The sequence below is a fragment of the Roseateles sp. genome (assembly GCF_049240545.1).
Taxonomy (GTDB): Bacteria; Pseudomonadota; Gammaproteobacteria; order Burkholderiales; family Burkholderiaceae_C; genus Paucibacter_A.
Window position 1 is genome coordinate 47740 of the sequence record NZ_JBMLSK010000034.1, and the last position, 15751, is coordinate 63490.

A 15751-nucleotide genomic window follows, 5' to 3' on the forward strand; every position below is an offset into this window, starting at 1 on the left:
AAGTGCTGGTTCGGCCGCTCGTGTGGTGCGGCCCAAGCCGCAGCTTTTTGCCAACTTGTGCGCGAACAGCGCACATCACCCCGGCTTGCCACCGAAATGGGCGGTGAAGCCCACTCTTTTCCACGCATCAAGACCAGAACCAGCCCTGAAACTCCGCAGCCATCGAGCCCAGCAGTCATGGGCCATCCAAGCCCATCGCCAAAAGCGATGCGGTGGACAGGGAGCCAATTGAAAAAAGAACAAAGCGTCATGGTGTCACCATGGCTGCCGGGGGCTGAATCATGTCTGCTAGTACCAATGAGGTCGGCAAACGCATCCTGATCGTCGACGACAGTCGAGCTATCCAGGCCATCATCCGCAGGGTGTTGGAATGCGAGGAGCTCGGCCAACTGGATTTCCAAACCGCCAATGATGGGGCCGAGGCTTTGGACAAGGTACAGGCTTTCAAGCCTGATCTGGTCTTGTCCGATTGGCATATGCCCGGGGTTTCAGGCATCGAATTGCTGCAAGCGCTGCGCCAAACCGGACACAACGATGTGGCCGTGGGTTTCGTGACCACCGACCGCGCCACCGAATGCCAGGCGCAAGCGCGCAGCAATGGCGCCTTGTTCGTGCTGAACAAACCTTTCGACAACCAAGCCTTGCGTGATGCGGTCGCGCTGGGCTTAGGGCGCAGCACTTTGAACAACGCATCTCTCGGCCTGGGTTCCAGCAAGCCCAAGCCGATGCCTGCATCAACGCGATCGCAAACACAGGCACCCGATCATCCCGCCATCGAATCCCTGGCGCAGGCTCAGCAGGCCTTGTTTGCCCACCTGGGCATGCGAGGCTTCGACCTGATTCGCGCTGACAGCCGAGAGTCCTTTGTGCAGAAGAGTCCGCAGCTGATTGCGCTGTACGGCAGCGCGGGGCGCAAAGGGGTGTATGCCGTCGGCCTGCTCGACTTTCCCGCGTGCTGGATGCTGGGCGGCTTGGCCGCCGGATGCAGTCAGCAAGAGATGCAATCCACCCGCGAGGCGGGTAAGCCCAGTGCCCGACAGATCGAGCAAGCGACCCGTTTCATGCGCGCCATGGGCCCTTTTCTCAAGAAGCGCAGCCCGAGCGATGAGCCATCACTGAACACCGCGCGCTTGTCCAGTCAGCCACTGGACCGACTTGCCAGCCTGACCGAGAACAACGCCGGGCGCACCGATCTGCATCTGCGTATTCATGCCCTCGGTGTGCACGGTGAAGCCCGTCTGAGCTTTATGTTAGCGGTCTGAGCATGAATCTGTCGATGACTCTGGAGGACTTCGCCAGCATTGCCGTGCTGTGCGCCAATGCGATCTTCATCGTGGTGTCGGTGGCCAGCTATCTGCGCATGAACGCACATGAGCAACGCCGCCAGCAGTTCATCGTCAGAGCCTTGAATGACACCCGAGACAGCGGCCGAGAACTGAAAAGCGTGGCCCGGGATCTGGCGCGCTTGATGGAGCGCGCCGAGCGCATGCGCCTGTGGCAACGCAACGGGCAAAGCGAATCATTTGAAGCCTCCAGAAGCGACTGGGACACCGCATCACCGAGCGAACTTGGCCCCGAACCGGACCTGCAAATGCTGCGTCCGCTCGAATCGCCGGCCAGCCTTCAGCCCGAGGCTTATGCCGAATGGCGACGACTGCACCAAGTGGAATTGGACAGGGTCTTGCAGCAACGCCGTCGCCTGCAAGATCAGTTGGCAACAGCGCTACAGCGCCAACAAGAAGCCGAACGCCAACTGCATCACGCACGCGCCCGATCCAGCCACAGCGCCGAGACTCGCGCAGAGCCCAGCCGCCACGAACGCCAACTGCTGCAGCATGCGCAAGCTCAGTTGCAAGAAGCTTTGCAGCGCAGCGAGGACGGCGAAAGCCAACTCCAAAAGCTACGCAAACAATTGCAAACCTTGGAAGGCCGCCTGGAACGCAGCCTGATCGAAAAAGACTTCATTGAAGAGCATTTACTGCGGCTGGATCGTCAAGAGCGCACACAACACCAGGAAGCATTGGCGAGCGCCAAGTGATTGGCGGCACAATGCGCTCCGGTATGCGCGGCATCTGCTCATACCTTGCCCGGGCCAGCACACAAGGCCACATCATCAGACCTCACTCATCTGCTAAGGAATCCAAGCATGCGTCGCAACGTTCTTCTCAGCCTTGGGCTGCTGGCCTTGGCCTGCGCAGTCTCCGCGCCCGCGCGTGCTGATTTCGAACTGGTCGACAAAAAGGGCCGCCGCATCCTGTTGAAGGACAACGGGACTTGGCGCTTTGTCGGTGCGGCAAACAAGGCCGATGAAGAAGCCGAGGACAAAAAAGCCGAGGTCAAACTCGACGATATGCTGGAGTTGGAGTTGACCCGACGCACGGAAAGCCCGGGCGGCTGCACCTTCGAGCTGAAACTCGCCAACAAGCTGCCCTTTGAGCTGCGCAATTTGGTGCCCGACTTTTCCGCCTACCGCGCCAACGGCCTGATTCACTCAACCCAGCTGACCAGCTTCGCCTGGGTCAAGCCCAGCGAGGTGCGCAGCAGGTCAGTGCAGTTCAATGGCATTGCTTGCTGGGATATTGCTCGCTTGCAAGTGCACGGCGCGGATCGCTGCGAAGTGGGCGAGTTGAACAAGTTCACCGACGCCAAGGGCAAGTGCCTGGCGGCCATCAAGGTCATTCCAAGTGAATGGCTGACCTTCGACAAATAAAGTCAGACGCTGGTCTTTGGCGCCGCGCTTAGCGCCTCAAAACGCCCACTCAAAAGCTCGGGCAGGCGCTCAACACCCATCCTGAATCCGCAGGCCTGCGCATGACCGCCGCCGCCCATGCTCTCCGCCAGCGCGATGCAATCAAAACTGCTCTGTGAGCGCAGCCCGCACTTCACCGCCCCGCCCTGCCCTGCACTCCACATCAAAGCAAAGGTGCCCGACTTGGCGGACAAGATGTCGCCCACCAGGCTGTGGAACATACCTGGGGCATTGACCATCAAGCCCTCAACGCCATTGAAGCTGAGCGCTTGCGCGCCCTCGGCCAGATCGGCGCAAAGCTTGCGGTACTTTTCATCCATGGCCGCGCCGCGCGCCATGAAGGCCGTGAGCTGCTCAGGACTGAATTCCGCCAAGGCTTGCCAGCGAACAAAGTCTTTGTCTTCCATATCCAAAGCCGACAAGAAGGCGCCACTCTCGGGATACTGCCACGCCCAGATGTCACGGTCTTCGATGTAGCGCACCAAAGCGGGCACCTCAGTCTCCGGATGGAAAAACTCCCAGGCCAATCGAGCCCCGGACTTGCTCATGTCGAAATGCAAAACGCCACAACGGCAGGCAAAGCCGGTGAGCTTTTCGGCCGCGCTTTTGTGATGGTCCAGCAGCACCAGTTTGGCCGCACCCGCCTCTTCCATGGCGCTCAAAATCTCTTGCGGGAATGAGAAATCAAGGATGTACACCGCCCGTCCAGCAACTGGAGGTAGATCGGCCAAACCTTGGACCTGCCCGTGATCCAAACCGACAAATTCGGCTTGCCCCTGGTAGTAAAGCCACGCCGCCAAGGCCGCAGCAAAACCATCCGAGCAACCCTTGCCGTGGTACAGAATCAAAGGTTGCGGATCTGTCTTGGACGGTGCTACCAGCAATTGCAATGGAAGAATGGTTTTCATATCGCACCGGAATATTGAGAACTGGACACAAACGCCAGCTGTCGTATTGAACAAGAAAAAAGCCCTAAGTGTTTGAAAACTTAGGGCTTTTTGATGGAGGCCTCTGCCGCTGGGCAGAGTTTGCAATGGTGGTGGAACCGGGGGGAATTGAACCCCCGTCCGCAAGCCATCACCGGGCAGATCTACATGTTTAGCCGGCTGATTTGAATCTCACGGTTGAATCGCGCAGTGGCACGCTATCCTTCCCGCCAGTCACTAAATCTTGTTCCCTACCGAGTGACCCGGCAAGAAACCAGCCAATGTGAATGACTTCTCAGCTGTCCGTCTTGCGACTTAAGCCCGGCCCATTGGCCAACCGTTGAGAAGCTCACGCGCAATTAAGCGGCGAGTGCGAACGTAGAGTCGTTTGCAGTTACTTTGTTTCCAGTGGTTTTACGAGCGAACTGGTGCTCGACATGCCCTACTCCGGATCCGCACCCACGTCGAAACCTGGTCGGTCCCAGAACTGGATATTTTAGGGCAGTCCGAGCACTTGCAAGAGCTGCGCAGGCGAAGAAAGAACAATATCTGCTCGCCATTCTTCGATCGGCTTGCCATTTCCCAGGTATCCCCAGGCTGCAGCCACGGTGCGCATACCCGCCGCGCGGCCAGCCACGATGTCGCGCTCGTCGTCACCGACGTAGACACATTGCTCGGGAGCGACGCCAGCGCGCTTGGCGGCCTCTAGCAATGGCGCTGGATGCGGCTTGGCATGTGGCGTCGTGTCTCCGCCGACCACAGCTCGAGCCGAGTCGTGCAAACCCAAAGCCCGCGTCAGTGGCAGTGCAAAGCGCTCGGCCTTGTTGGTCACAATGCCCCAGGCCATATCGGCTGCGACCAAGGCATCGAGCAGGGTCTGCACATCTTGAAACAGGCGAGTTTCCAGGGACAGACGGGCCTCGTAGCGACTCAGAAACTCGTCTTTCAAGGCTTCGTACTGCGCATCCTCCGGGCGAATTTGCAAAGCCACCCCCAGCATGCCCCGAGCACCAGCGCCGACCATGGGCCGCAACTGCGCCAAGTCCAGCGCCGGCAGGCCGCGCATCAGGCGCATTTCATTGGCGGCACCCGCCAAATCGGGAGCGCTATCGACCAAGGTCCCGTCCAGGTCGAACAAGACCGCACGAACGCCGGAACGCAGTTCGAGCACAGACTCCGATGCCGTCAAGTTCATAGCGGTTTACGGCAGGCCAGCAGATAGTTGACGTCGGTGTCGGCACCCATCGAATAGCGCTGGGTCAGCGGGTTGTAGCTCAAACCGCGGCTGGAGTGCAGTTCCAGGCCGGCGTCGCGGCTGAACTGCGCCAACTCCGAGGGGCGCAGGAAACGCGCGTACTCATGGGTGCCGGCCGGAATCATCTTCAACAAGTACTCCGCACCGACGATGGCGAACAGGAAGGACTTGAGATTGCGATTCAAAGTGGACAAGAACACCCAGCCGCCCGGCTTGACGAGTTCACCAAGAGCCCGCACCACCGAGGCTGGGTCAGGCACATGCTCCAGCATTTCCATGCAGGTCACGACATCGAAGGAAGCGGGTCGCTCCAAGGCCAAAGCCTCGACGGCGATTTCTCGGTATTCCACGCCCTCGGTGCCCGCTTCCATGGCATGCAACTGGGCCACGCGCAGCGCCTTGGTCGCCAAATCAATGCCCAGGACCTGGGCGCCGCGGCGCGCCATCGAGTCCGACAAAATGCCGCCGCCGCAGCCCACGTCAAGCACCTGCTTGCCCACCAGCGGGCACAGGCTGGACAGCCAATCCAAACGCAGCGGATTGATCTGATGCAGCGGCTTGAATTCGCTCTCGGTATCCCACCAGCGGTGGGCCAAATCACCAAATTTGGCGAGTTCTTGAGGGTCAGCGTTGGTCATGGCGGAAGGCAATGAAAAGTTGGAGTCGCAAGAAGGCTTGCAAAAACAAAAAAAGCCCCGCACGGGCGGGGCTTTTTGGCAATTTCGGTAGCCAGTACGGCAAGCGCCGAAGCGCTTGACCCCTGATTACTTGCTGGCGCGTGTGCCGACCACTTCGATTTCCACGCGGCGGTTCTTGGCGCGGCCTTCAGAAGTCTTGTTGTCAGCAACAGGAGCCTTCTCGCCCTTGCCTTCGGTGTAAACACGGTTCTTCTCAGCACCCTTGCTCACCAGATAGGCCTTGACGGCTTCAGCGCGGCGGACCGACAGCTTCTGGTTGTAATCATCGCTACCCACCGAGTCGGTGTGGCCAACAGCGATGATGACTTCCAGATTCAGACCGCTGGTCTTGCTGTACAGGTCGTCCAACTTGGCCTTGGCTTCCTTCTTCAGGACTGCCTTGTCGAAGTCAAAGAATGCGTCAGCGGCGAAGGTCACCTTCTCGCTCACAGGCTTCGGAGGCACAACGATCGGCTTAGGCGCTGCAGGAGGGGCCACAGCAGGAGCAGGAGCCGGGGCGGGAGCAGGAGCAGCCTTAGGAGCTGGCTTCAGCGCGCCATCGCATTCTGCAGCTGCAGTTGCCGGGGTCCAGTTGGCATCGCGCCAGCACAGTTCGTTCGTGCCGTTCTTCCAAACGGTACCGTCGGTCGCGCGCCAGTTGTCAACGGTCTGTGCGAACGCGCCAGACGAAGCGAAGGCAGCGACTGCGGCGACGGAGATAAGCGACGCCACTTGGTTCAATTTCTTCATGATTCTCCTCTCAAGGAATGCCGCAGTTGCCCTGCGATTGCCCAGTACTTGAACAAAAAACCTTAGAAAAACCCTGCATGCGGGTTTCTCCTAGGGACTCATCGATTGTGCCATAGGGCACCGATAACTTCGTATTGTGGCGGGGCTTCGCGACTCTGATCTCAGCTTTGTTGCGCGGCTGCTACAGCCAGCGCCGCTTAGAATCCTATTTCCAGTCCTCAACGATGCAGGCCCACCTGATGGGTGAGAGCCGAGCACAAGCGCATGACCCAGTTCGCCAAGGAAACTTTGCCCATCAGCCTCGAAGAGGAAATGCGGCGTTCATATCTCGATTACGCCATGAGCGTGATTGTTGGCCGTGCACTGCCTGACGCCCGCGACGGCCTCAAGCCCGTACACCGCCGCGTGCTCTTTTCGATGCACGAACTCAATAACGATTGGAACCGGCCCTATAAAAAGTCGGCCCGTATCGTTGGCGATGTGATTGGTAAATATCACCCACACGGTGATAGCGCGGTGTACGACACCATCGTGCGTATGGCGCAAGACTTTTCGCTGCGCCATATGTTGGTTGACGGCCAGGGTAACTTCGGTTCGGTCGACGGCGATAACGCCGCGGCCATGCGATACACCGAAATCCGCCTGGACAAAATCGCCCACGAAATGCTGGCCGATATTGACAAGGAAACCGTCAATTTCGGACCGAACTACGACGGCTCCGAAAAAGAGCCCTTGGTGCTACCGGCGCGTATTCCCAACTTGCTGGTGAATGGATCGACCGGTATTGCGGTGGGCATGGCCACCAACATCCCGCCGCACAACCTCAATGAGGTCGTCGATGCTTGCTTGCATGCATTGAAGAACCCCGAAGCCAGCGTCGATGAGTTGATGGAAATCATCCCCGCGCCTGACTTCCCGACCGCCGGCATCATCTACGGCCTGACCGGCGCGCGCGACGGCTACCGCACCGGTCGCGGCAAGGTGGTGATGCGCGCCAAGGTGCATTTCGAGGACATCGACCGTGGCCAACGCCAGGCCATCATCGTTGACGAGATTCCTTATCAGGTCAACAAAAAGACCCTGCTCGAGCGCATTGCCGAGTTGGTGCATGAGAAGAAGATCGAAGGCATCAGCCACATCCAGGACGAGTCGGACAAGTCCGGCATGCGGGTGGTGATCGAGCTCAAGCGCGGTGAAGTGCCCGAGGTGGTGCTGAACAATCTGTACAAGCAGACGCAGCTGCAAGACACCTTCGGTATGAATATGGTGGCCCTGGTGGACGGGCAACCGAAGCTGTGCAATCTGAAGGACCTGATCACGGTCTTCTTGGAGCACCGCCGCGAGGTCGTGACCCGCCGCACGGTCTTCAATCTGCGCAAGGCCCGCGAGCGCGGCCATGTGCTGGAAGGCCTGGCCGTGGCCATGGCCAATATCGACGAGTTCATTGCCACCATCAAGAACTCGCCAACCCCACCGGTCGCCAAGCTCGCCCTGATGAGCAAGAGCTGGGACTCTTCGCTCGTGCGCGAAATGTTGGTGCGCGCCGAGGGCGACACGCCTGGTGGCCGCAACGCCTTCCGCCCCGAAGGCTTGCCCGCTGCGTTTGGTATGCAGACCGATGGTCTCTATCGCCTGTCGGACGACCAAGCCAGCGAAATCCTGCAGATGCGTCTGCAGCGCCTGACCGGTCTAGAGCAAGACAAGATCGTCAGCGAGTACAAGGAAGTCATGGCGCAGATCGCCGATCTGCTGGACATCCTGGCCCGCCCGGAGCGCGTCACTGCCATCATTGGCGAAGAGCTGACCCACATTCGCCAAGAATTCGGACAGACCAAGATTGGCGCGCGCCGCAGCACCATCGAGCCGAACGCGCAAGAACTCGGCACCGAAGACCTGATCACCCCGACCGATATGGTGGTGACGCTCTCCCACACCGGCTACATCAAGAGCCAGGCGCTGAGCGAATACCGCGCACAAAAACGCGGCGGTCGCGGCAAGCAAGCCACGCAGACCAAGGATGACGACTGGATCGACCAGCTCTTCATCGCCAACACGCACGACTGGATTCTGTGCTTCTCGAATCGCGGTCGCGTCTACTGGCTGAAGGTTTGGGAAGTGCCGCAGGGCTCGCGCGCCTCGCGCGGCAAGCCCATCGTGAACATGTTCCCGCTGCAGCAGGACGAGAAGATCACCGTGGTGCTGCCGCTGACCGGCGAGTTCCGCGTCTTCCCGGAAGATCATTTCATCTTCATGGCTACAGCCCTGGGTACCGTCAAGAAGACCTCGTTGAAGGACTTCAGCAACCCACGCAAGGCCGGCATCATCGCCGTGGACTTGGACGAAGGCGACTTCCTGATCGGCGCGGCGCTGACCGACGGCAAACACGATGTGATGCTGTTCAGCGACGGCGGCAAGGCGGTTCGTTTCGACGAAGACGATGTGCGTCCGATGGGCCGTCAGGCCCGTGGCGTGCGCGGCATGATGCTCGAGCCCGAGCAGCGCCTGATCGCCATGCTGGTGGCCGAAGATGAATCGCAAAGCGTGCTGACCGCCACCGAGAACGGCTTTGGCAAGCGCACCAACATCCTTGAGTACACCCGCCACGGCCGCGGCACCAAGGGCATGATCGCCATCCAACAAAGCGAGCGCAATGGTCGCGTGGTGGCCGCAACGCTGGTGCGCCCGGACGACGAAATCATGCTGATCACCGATCGCGGCGTGCTGGTTCGCACCCGCGTCTCCGAGATCCGTGAACTGGGCCGTGCCACCCAAGGCGTGACCCTGATCGCACTGGACGACGGCTCTAAACTGTCCGGCCTGCAACGCATCGTCGAAAACGATGCCAACGAAGGCTCGGCCGACGCCGAAACCCCGAACGAAGAAGGCACTGATCCCGGTGCTGCCGATGACGCTAACAAGGAATGAGCTTGAACAAGTCCCTGAAGATTTTGGCCGCCGCAACTCTGATTGCGTGTGCCGGCACGTCCTTCGCGCAAGGCGCTTCGACGCCCGCTCCCAGCGCCGCCAAGAAGGAGCTGATCGCCAAGATGATCCAGCTGCAACAGCCGGGCGTTGAGAACATCGCCCGCATGCTGATTCAGCAGCCGGTGGGCCAGATGATGCAAGGTGCGGGTCAGGCCCTGCAAAGCCAGGTTCCGGCTGACAAGCGGGAGGCTGTGGCCAAGGCCATCGAGGCCGATGTGCGCAAGTTCGTTGACGAAGCCTTGCCGGTGATGAAGGACAAGGGTTCCAAACTGTCCGCAGCCACCTGGGGTCCGATCTTGGACGAGAAGTTCAGCGAAGAAGAGCTCAAGCAAATCGTCGCTTGGTTGGACAGCCCGGTCAGCAAGAAGTACCAGCAAATCAGCCCCGAGATGCAAAACGCCTTGGCCCAGAAAATGATGGCTGAGGCCGGCCCAGGTTTGGACGCGAAATTCAAGACCCTGCAGCAAGCCACGGCCAAGAACTTGGGCATCACGCCCAAGCCTGCAGCCGCGACCCCAGCAGCCCCCGCGCCAGCACCGAAGAAGTAAGTCAGCGCGATCGACGCCAAACTCCTCCCGCCCACTCAGCTTTGAACCAATGAGCCAGCGCCCGTTCAATTTTTCTGCCGGCCCTGCCGCATTACCTGAAGAAGTTCTGCAGCAAGTCGCCGCCGAAATGTTGGACTGGCAAGGCTCGGGCATGAGCGTGATGGAGATGAGCCACCGGGGCGCCGAGTTCACCTCGATCGCCGAAGCGGCCGAGCGCGATCTGCGCGAGCTGCTGCAGGTGCCGGCCAATTTCCGCATCTTGTTCATGCAAGGCGGCGGCTTGGCCGAGAACGCCATCGTGCCGATGAATTTGTCGCGCGGCGGCAAGGTCGATGTGGTCGTCAGCGGTTCCTGGTCGAAGAAAAGCGCCCAGGAAGCACGCCGTTATGCCGACGTCCATGTGGCGGCCGACGGCGCAAGCAGCCGCTACACCGCCCTGCCCGCTGCCAGCACTTGGCAGTTGCGCAAGGATGCAGCCTATGTGCACTTGTGCTCCAACGAAACCATCGACGGCGTGGAGTTCCATGAACTCCCCGACCTGAAAGCCTTGGGCAACGATGCGCCGCTGGTGATCGACTGCTCATCGCAGCAACTGTCTCGCCCCATTGATTGGTCGCGTGTCGGCCTGGCTTTCGGCGGCGCGCAGAAAAACATTGGCCCCGCCGGCCTGACCTTGGTCTTTGTGCGGGAAGACTTGATGGGCCACGCCCTGAGCATCTGCCCCTCGGCCTTTGACTTCAAGACGGTGGCCGAAGCCAAGTCCATGTACAACACGCCGCCCACCTTTGGCATCTATGTGGCCGGCCTGGTGTTCAAGTGGCTGAAGGCCTTCAGCTATGCCGGCAAGACCGGTTTGGCCGCCATTGAACAACGCAATATCGACAAGGCGCAGCTGCTGTACGCGGCGCTGGACGCCTCGCCCCTGTTTGAAAACCGCGTGGCGGCCGACTGCCGCTCGCGCATGAATGTGCCCTTCTACCTGCGCGGCGCATTCAATACCGACACCCTCACTCAAGCCCTCCTGACCGGAGCGAAAGAGAGACAGCTGCTGCAACTCAAGGGCCACAAGTCCGTGGGCGGCATGCGCGCATCGATCTACAACGCCATGCCTCTTGAAGGCGTGCAGGCCTTGGTGGCCTATCTGAAGGACTTTGAGACCCAATATGGCTGAGAAACCAGCTGACAGCGCGGGCGTCAGCACCGCAGCTCCTGAACTCCTCGCCCTGCGCCAGCAGATTGATGCGCTGGACGCGCAACTCCTGACCCTGCTGAACGACCGCGCCCATGTGGCCGAGCAAGTCGGCGAAATCAAGCGCCGCGAAGGCTCGCCCTTCTTCCGCCCGGACCGTGTGGCGCAGGTGATCGAAAAGATCAAGACCGCCAACAAAGGCCCGCTGAAGGACGAACATGTGGCCGCCATCTGGCGCGAGATCATGTCCGCCTGCTTGGCGCTGGAGTCACCTCAGCGAGTCGCCGTGCTGGGGCCGCTGGGCACGTTTTGCGAGCAGGCCGCCATCGAGTATTTCGGCGGCGCCGCCGACCTGATTTACTGCAACAGCTTCGACGAAGTCTTCCATGCCACAGCCAGCGGCAGCGCCCAGTACGGCGTGGTCGGCGTGGAGAACATGACCGAAGGCGTGGTGACCCGCTCGCTCGACTTGTTCTTGCACACGCCCACCCATGTGGTCGGCGAGGTCAGCCTGCTGATCCGCCACAACCTGATGCGGCTGGACAATTCCTTGGACGGTGTTGAAGCCGTGCTGGCCCATCCGCAGGCGCTGGCCCAATGCCAGAACTGGCTGGCCAAGCATCTGCCCAATGCCGAGCGTCGCGCTGTTTCCAGCAATGCCGAAGGTGCGCGCCTCGCGGCCACCAACCCGGCGTGGGCCGCGATCGCCAGCGAACGCGCGTCCACTATTTTTGGCCTGCACATCGCCGCCCACGCCATCCAGGACGAGGCCTACAACCGCACGCGTTTTGCCGTCATCTGCCTGCCGCAAACCATGGCCACGCCGCCCGCCACCGGCAATGACTGCACCAGCCTGATCGTGTCGGTGCCCAACAAGCCCGGCGCCATGCATGATCTGCTGGTGCCGCTGAAGACCCATGGCGTTTCGATGACACGCCTGGAGTCGCGCCCGGCGCGCACCGGCCAGTGGGATTACTATTTCTACATCGATCTGGACGGCCACCCCACGCAGCCCCATGTGGCCGCGGCTCTGACCGAACTGCGCGAGCTGAGCGCCTTTTTCAAGGTCATTGGCTCCTACCCTCTGAAGGCATAGACCGGCGATGTTCGACCAACTTGGCGTGATCGGCTGCGGCTTGATGGGCGGCTCCTTCGCCCTGGCGCTGAAGAAAGCCGGCCTGGTCAAACGCGTGGTCGGCTACAGCAAGTCGCCCTCCACCACCGAGATGGCCAAGCGCTTAGGCGTCATTGATGTGGCGGCTGAATCGGCGCTGTTGGCCGTTTCGGGCTCCGACATTGTCTTGATCGCGGTACCAGTTTCGGCCACCGAATCAACGCTGAAAGCGATCCGCCATTTGGTGACGCCCAAGGTCTTGGTGATGGACGTGGGCTCGACCAAGGGCGATGTGGTGGCCGCGGCGCAGCGCGCCCTGGGCAAGCACATCAATGGCTTTGTGCCGGCGCACCCGATCACCGGCAAGGAATCGGGCGGCGTGCAAAACGCCGATGTGACGCTGTACCAGGACTGCCAGGTCATCCTCACCCCGCTGCCGCAGACCGATGCAGGTTTGGTGCAACGCGCCACCGATGTCTGGTCGGCGCTCGGCGCCCGCGTCTTGAAGATGACGCCGGAGAACCACGACACCGCGTTTGCCGCCGTCAGCCATTTGCCGCATTTGCTGGCTTTTGCCTACTTTCAATCGGTCGCCGCACAACCGGCCGGCCGCGATTTCCTGAGCCTGGCGGGCCCGGGATTCCGTGATTTCACCCGCATCGCCGCGAGCGAACCCTCGGTCTGGCGTGACATCCTGATGGCCAACAAGGCCGAGGTACTGGTGCAGTCGCAACGCTTCCGACAAGCACTGGATGCCATCGAAGCGCTGTTGAAAAACGATGACGCCGCAGCGCTGGAAGCCCGCATCCGACTGATCTCGGAAGCCCGCGCCCAGTGGCAATTGGCGGCACCGCGCCAGCCCAAGTAGACCGAGAGCGCAGGCGCATGCCGCGCGCGGCCCTCTACCGCAACTTTTTTTGCTGACACCATGTTCAAGATTCCTTTCCTCGACCTCCCGCCGCTGCGCAGCGCGGCCGGCACCGTGCGCTTACCCGGCTCCAAAAGCATCTCCAACCGCGTCTTGCTGCTGGCCGGCTTGTCGGAAGGCGTGACCGAGGTCCACGATCTGCTCGACAGCGATGACACCGCCGTGATGCTGGACTCGCTGAAGGCGCTGGGCTGCCATCTGGAAACCTCGGATCACGGCAAGCTGCGGGTCACCGGCATCGGCGGGCGCCTGAGCGTTGATGAAGCCAAGCTGTTCCTGGGCAATGCCGGCACGGCCATGCGCCCGCTGACAGCGGCTTTGGCAGTGTTGGCCGCCACCCAAGGCGGCCAGTTCGAACTGAGCGGCGTGGCACGCATGCACGAGCGGCCGATTGGCGACTTGGTCGATGCCCTGCGCTTGCTGGGCTGCAAGATCGACTGCCTGGGCCAAGAAGGTTATCCGCCCTTGAAATTGAGTGGCCCTTCCGCCCTGGACCTGAGCCAGCCCGTCAAGGTGCGCGGCGATGTGTCCAGCCAGTTCCTAACCGCGCTGTTGCTGGCGCTGCCTCTGGTTGCGACCGAGCAAGACGTGGTTATCGAGGTCATCGGCGAGCTGATCTCCAAGCCCTATATCCACATCACGCTGGAGCTCTTGAAGCGCTTTGGCATCCAGGTGCAGAGCGAGGGTTGGCAGCGCTTCACCATTCCCGCCGGCAGCCACTATCGCTCACCGGGTACGGTGCATGTGGAAGGGGACGCCTCTTCGGCCTCTTACTTTGTGGCCCTAGGTGCTTTGGCGGCCGTCGACAACCCTCTGCGCATTGAAGGTGTGGGCAGCGCCTCGCTGCAAGGCGATGTGCGCTTTGTGGAAGCGGCCCAGGCCATGGGCGCCAAGGTTGAAGCTGGGCCCAATTGGCTGGAAGTGCGCCGCGGTGCTTGGCCCTTGCGCGGCATCGAGCTGGACTGCAACCACATTCCCGACGCCGCCATGACCTTGGCCGTGATGGCCTTGTACGCCGATGTACCGACGCTGCTGAGCAATATCGCCAGCTGGCGCGTCAAGGAAACCGACCGCATCGCTGCCATGGCCACCGAGTTGCGCAAGCTCGGCGCTGAAGTAGAGGAAGGCCCGGACTGGCTGCGCATTCATCCGCTGAAGGCCTGGCGGGCTGCGGCCATCCATACCTATGACGATCACCGCGTCGCCATGTGCTTCTCGCTCGCCGCTTTCAACGGCCTGGTGGCAGATAAAACCCACGCCTCGGTGCCGGTGCGGATTCTGGAGCCGCATTGCGTGGCCAAGACCTTCCCCGACTATTTCGAAACCCTGTTCGAAGTCAGCAAGGCCCGCAGCAAAGACATCCCGGTGATCTGCATCGACGGACCCACCGCCTCCGGCAAGGGCACCCTGGCCGATGAAGTCGCCCACGCCTTGGGTTATGTGGTGCTGGACTCCGGCATGCTCTACCGCGCCAGCGGCCTGGCCGCGCAGCGGGCCGGGGTCGATCTGGATGACGGCCAAGCCGTGGCCGCCGTGGCCGCACGCCTGGACTTGCACTTCCGCAAAGGCCGCGTCACCCTGGGCGAAGATGACATCACCGAGGCCCTGCGCCTGGAAACCACCGGCCTCTTGGCCTCCAAGGTCGCCGCCCACCCCGAAGTGCGCCACGCGCTGAACCAATTGCAGCTGGATTACCGCCGCCTGCCCGGCTTGGTGGCCGATGGACGCGATATGGGCACGGCCGTATTCCCCGATGCGCCACTGAAGGTTTTTCTCACGGCAAGCGCCGCCACGCGGGCCGAGCGCCGCTACAAGCAATTGATTTCCAAGGGGATTTCGGCTAGTATCGCGGGCTTGCGTCAAGATTTGGAGGCGCGTGACTTGCAGGACAAATCCCGCAAGGCCTCGCCCCTAGCCCCTGCCGCAGATGCGCGCGAGCTCGACAACTCGGCTCTGTCCATTGAGGAATCAAAGGATTTGGTGCTGGCTTGGTGGGCTCAAGCGGGGCCGTTTGCAGACCAGCGTTGATCTGCAAAAGACTCAGTAACACGCCGGACCGGTCTTCCATTCGAACGTCAGTTCCCCAAGACCGGTCTTGTCCACAACCTAACCCGCGAAGCCGCAAGGCCCAGCACCCATCGTCCGCCGGTCAAACGCCTTGATCAGCTGGCCAGGAAACACCATGTCCCAAACCCAAACCACATCCTTCGCCGCCGGCTCTTTTGCCGCCATGTTCGAGGAGTCGCTGCAGCGCTCCGACCTGCGCGCCGGTGAAGTGATTTCCGCCGAAGTCGTGCGCATCGAGCACAGCTTCGTCGTCGTGAACGCAGGCCTCAAGTCTGAGTCCTACGTGCCAATCGAAGAATTCAAGAACGACCAGGGCGAGCTGGAAGTTCAAATCGGTGACTTCGTTTCCGTGGCCATCGACGCCATCGAAAACGGCTACGGCGACACCATCCTGTCGCGCGACAAGGCCAAGCGCCTGGCTTCCTGGCTGAGCCTGGAAACCGCGCTGGAGTCCGGCGACTTCGTGACCGGTACCGTTTCCGGCAAGGTCAAGGGCGGCCTGACCGTTCTGGTCAACGGCATCCGCGCCTTCCTGCCGGGTTCCCTGCTGGACACACGTCCGG

At 61.2% G+C, this 15751-nt stretch carries 14 protein-coding genes and 1 other RNA gene; 10 read left to right on the forward strand and 5 right to left on the reverse strand.

All coding sequences use genetic code 11. The features are described from left to right. Window positions 1–281: 281 nt before the first annotated feature. The 3 genes from ACOVRJ_RS01980 (at window position 282) to ACOVRJ_RS01990 (ending at window position 2710) form a co-directional block, all read left to right on the forward strand. Complete coding sequence (locus tag ACOVRJ_RS01980; RefSeq protein WP_422042233.1) at window positions 282–1262, forward strand: response regulator; 981 nt, start codon at window positions 282–284, stop codon at window positions 1260–1262. A gap of 2 nt (window positions 1263–1264) precedes the next feature. Next, window positions 1265–2038, forward strand: a complete 774-nt coding sequence (locus ACOVRJ_RS01985) for a hypothetical protein (RefSeq protein WP_422042234.1) — start codon at window positions 1265–1267, stop codon at window positions 2036–2038. A 108-nt stretch (window positions 2039–2146) separates the two neighbouring features. Further along, entirely contained in the window at window positions 2147–2710 is a 564-nt protein-coding gene (locus tag ACOVRJ_RS01990) for a hypothetical protein (RefSeq protein WP_422042235.1), read from the forward strand. Between the two features lie 2 nt (window positions 2711–2712). On the opposite strand, the gene ACOVRJ_RS01995 is transcribed toward ACOVRJ_RS01990, so the two are convergent. The 5 genes from ACOVRJ_RS01995 to ompA all read right to left on the reverse strand — a co-directional run bounded on the left by ACOVRJ_RS01995 (window position 2713) and on the right by ompA (window position 6357). Continuing rightward, window positions 2713–3657: a DHH family phosphoesterase gene (locus ACOVRJ_RS01995; protein WP_422042236.1), complete on the reverse strand. Its 945-nt coding sequence runs from the start codon at window positions 3655–3657 to the stop codon at window positions 2713–2715. A 129-nt stretch (window positions 3658–3786) separates the two neighbouring features. Continuing rightward, window positions 3787–4158, reverse strand: a transfer-messenger RNA (tmRNA) gene (ssrA, locus tag ACOVRJ_RS02000). 13 nt (window positions 4159–4171) lie between these two features. Next, window positions 4172–4870, reverse strand: coding sequence for a phosphoglycolate phosphatase (gene gph / locus ACOVRJ_RS02005; RefSeq protein ID WP_422042237.1), 699 nt, complete (start codon window positions 4868–4870; stop codon window positions 4172–4174). Further along, a complete protein-coding gene (gene ubiG / locus ACOVRJ_RS02010; RefSeq protein WP_422042238.1) occupies window positions 4867–5568 on the reverse strand; it encodes a bifunctional 2-polyprenyl-6-hydroxyphenol methylase/3-demethylubiquinol 3-O-methyltransferase UbiG in 702 nt (233 codons plus the stop codon). The genes gph and ubiG overlap by 4 nt, the downstream gene beginning before the upstream one ends. A gap of 126 nt (window positions 5569–5694) precedes the next feature. Further along, window positions 5695–6357: an outer membrane protein OmpA gene (gene ompA / locus ACOVRJ_RS02015; protein WP_422042239.1), complete on the reverse strand. Its 663-nt coding sequence runs from the start codon at window positions 6355–6357 to the stop codon at window positions 5695–5697. Between the two features lie 264 nt (window positions 6358–6621). On the opposite strand from ompA, the gene gyrA reads away from it, so the two are divergent. From gyrA to ACOVRJ_RS02050, 7 genes are all read left to right on the forward strand, one after another. Continuing rightward, window positions 6622–9282, forward strand: a complete 2661-nt coding sequence (gene gyrA, locus ACOVRJ_RS02020) for a DNA gyrase subunit A (RefSeq protein WP_422042240.1) — start codon at window positions 6622–6624, stop codon at window positions 9280–9282. 2 nt (window positions 9283–9284) lie between these two features. Further along, complete coding sequence (locus ACOVRJ_RS02025; protein ID WP_422042241.1) at window positions 9285–9890, forward strand: DUF2059 domain-containing protein; 606 nt, start codon at window positions 9285–9287, stop codon at window positions 9888–9890. A 49-nt stretch (window positions 9891–9939) separates the two neighbouring features. Continuing rightward, window positions 9940–11061, forward strand: coding sequence for a 3-phosphoserine/phosphohydroxythreonine transaminase (serC, locus tag ACOVRJ_RS02030; protein WP_422042242.1), 1122 nt, complete (start codon window positions 9940–9942; stop codon window positions 11059–11061). After that, window positions 11054–12175, forward strand: a complete 1122-nt coding sequence (gene pheA, locus ACOVRJ_RS02035) for a prephenate dehydratase (RefSeq protein ID WP_422042243.1) — start codon at window positions 11054–11056, stop codon at window positions 12173–12175. Before serC ends, pheA begins: the two co-directional genes overlap by 8 nt. Window positions 12176–12182: 7 nt before the next feature. Beyond that, the gene (locus tag ACOVRJ_RS02040; protein ID WP_339594736.1) at window positions 12183–13061 is read left to right on the forward strand and encodes a prephenate dehydrogenase; all 879 of its coding nucleotides are present in this window, start codon (window positions 12183–12185) and stop codon (window positions 13059–13061) included. Window positions 13062–13121: 60 nt separating this feature from the next. Next, the gene (locus ACOVRJ_RS02045; protein WP_422042244.1) at window positions 13122–15149 is read left to right on the forward strand and encodes a bifunctional 3-phosphoshikimate 1-carboxyvinyltransferase/cytidylate kinase; all 2028 of its coding nucleotides are present in this window, start codon (window positions 13122–13124) and stop codon (window positions 15147–15149) included. Window positions 15150–15303: 154 nt separating this feature from the next. Beyond that, window positions 15304–15751, forward strand: a 448-nt coding sequence (locus ACOVRJ_RS02050) for a S1 RNA-binding domain-containing protein (protein ID WP_422042245.1), incomplete at its 3' end; no start/stop codon positions are given.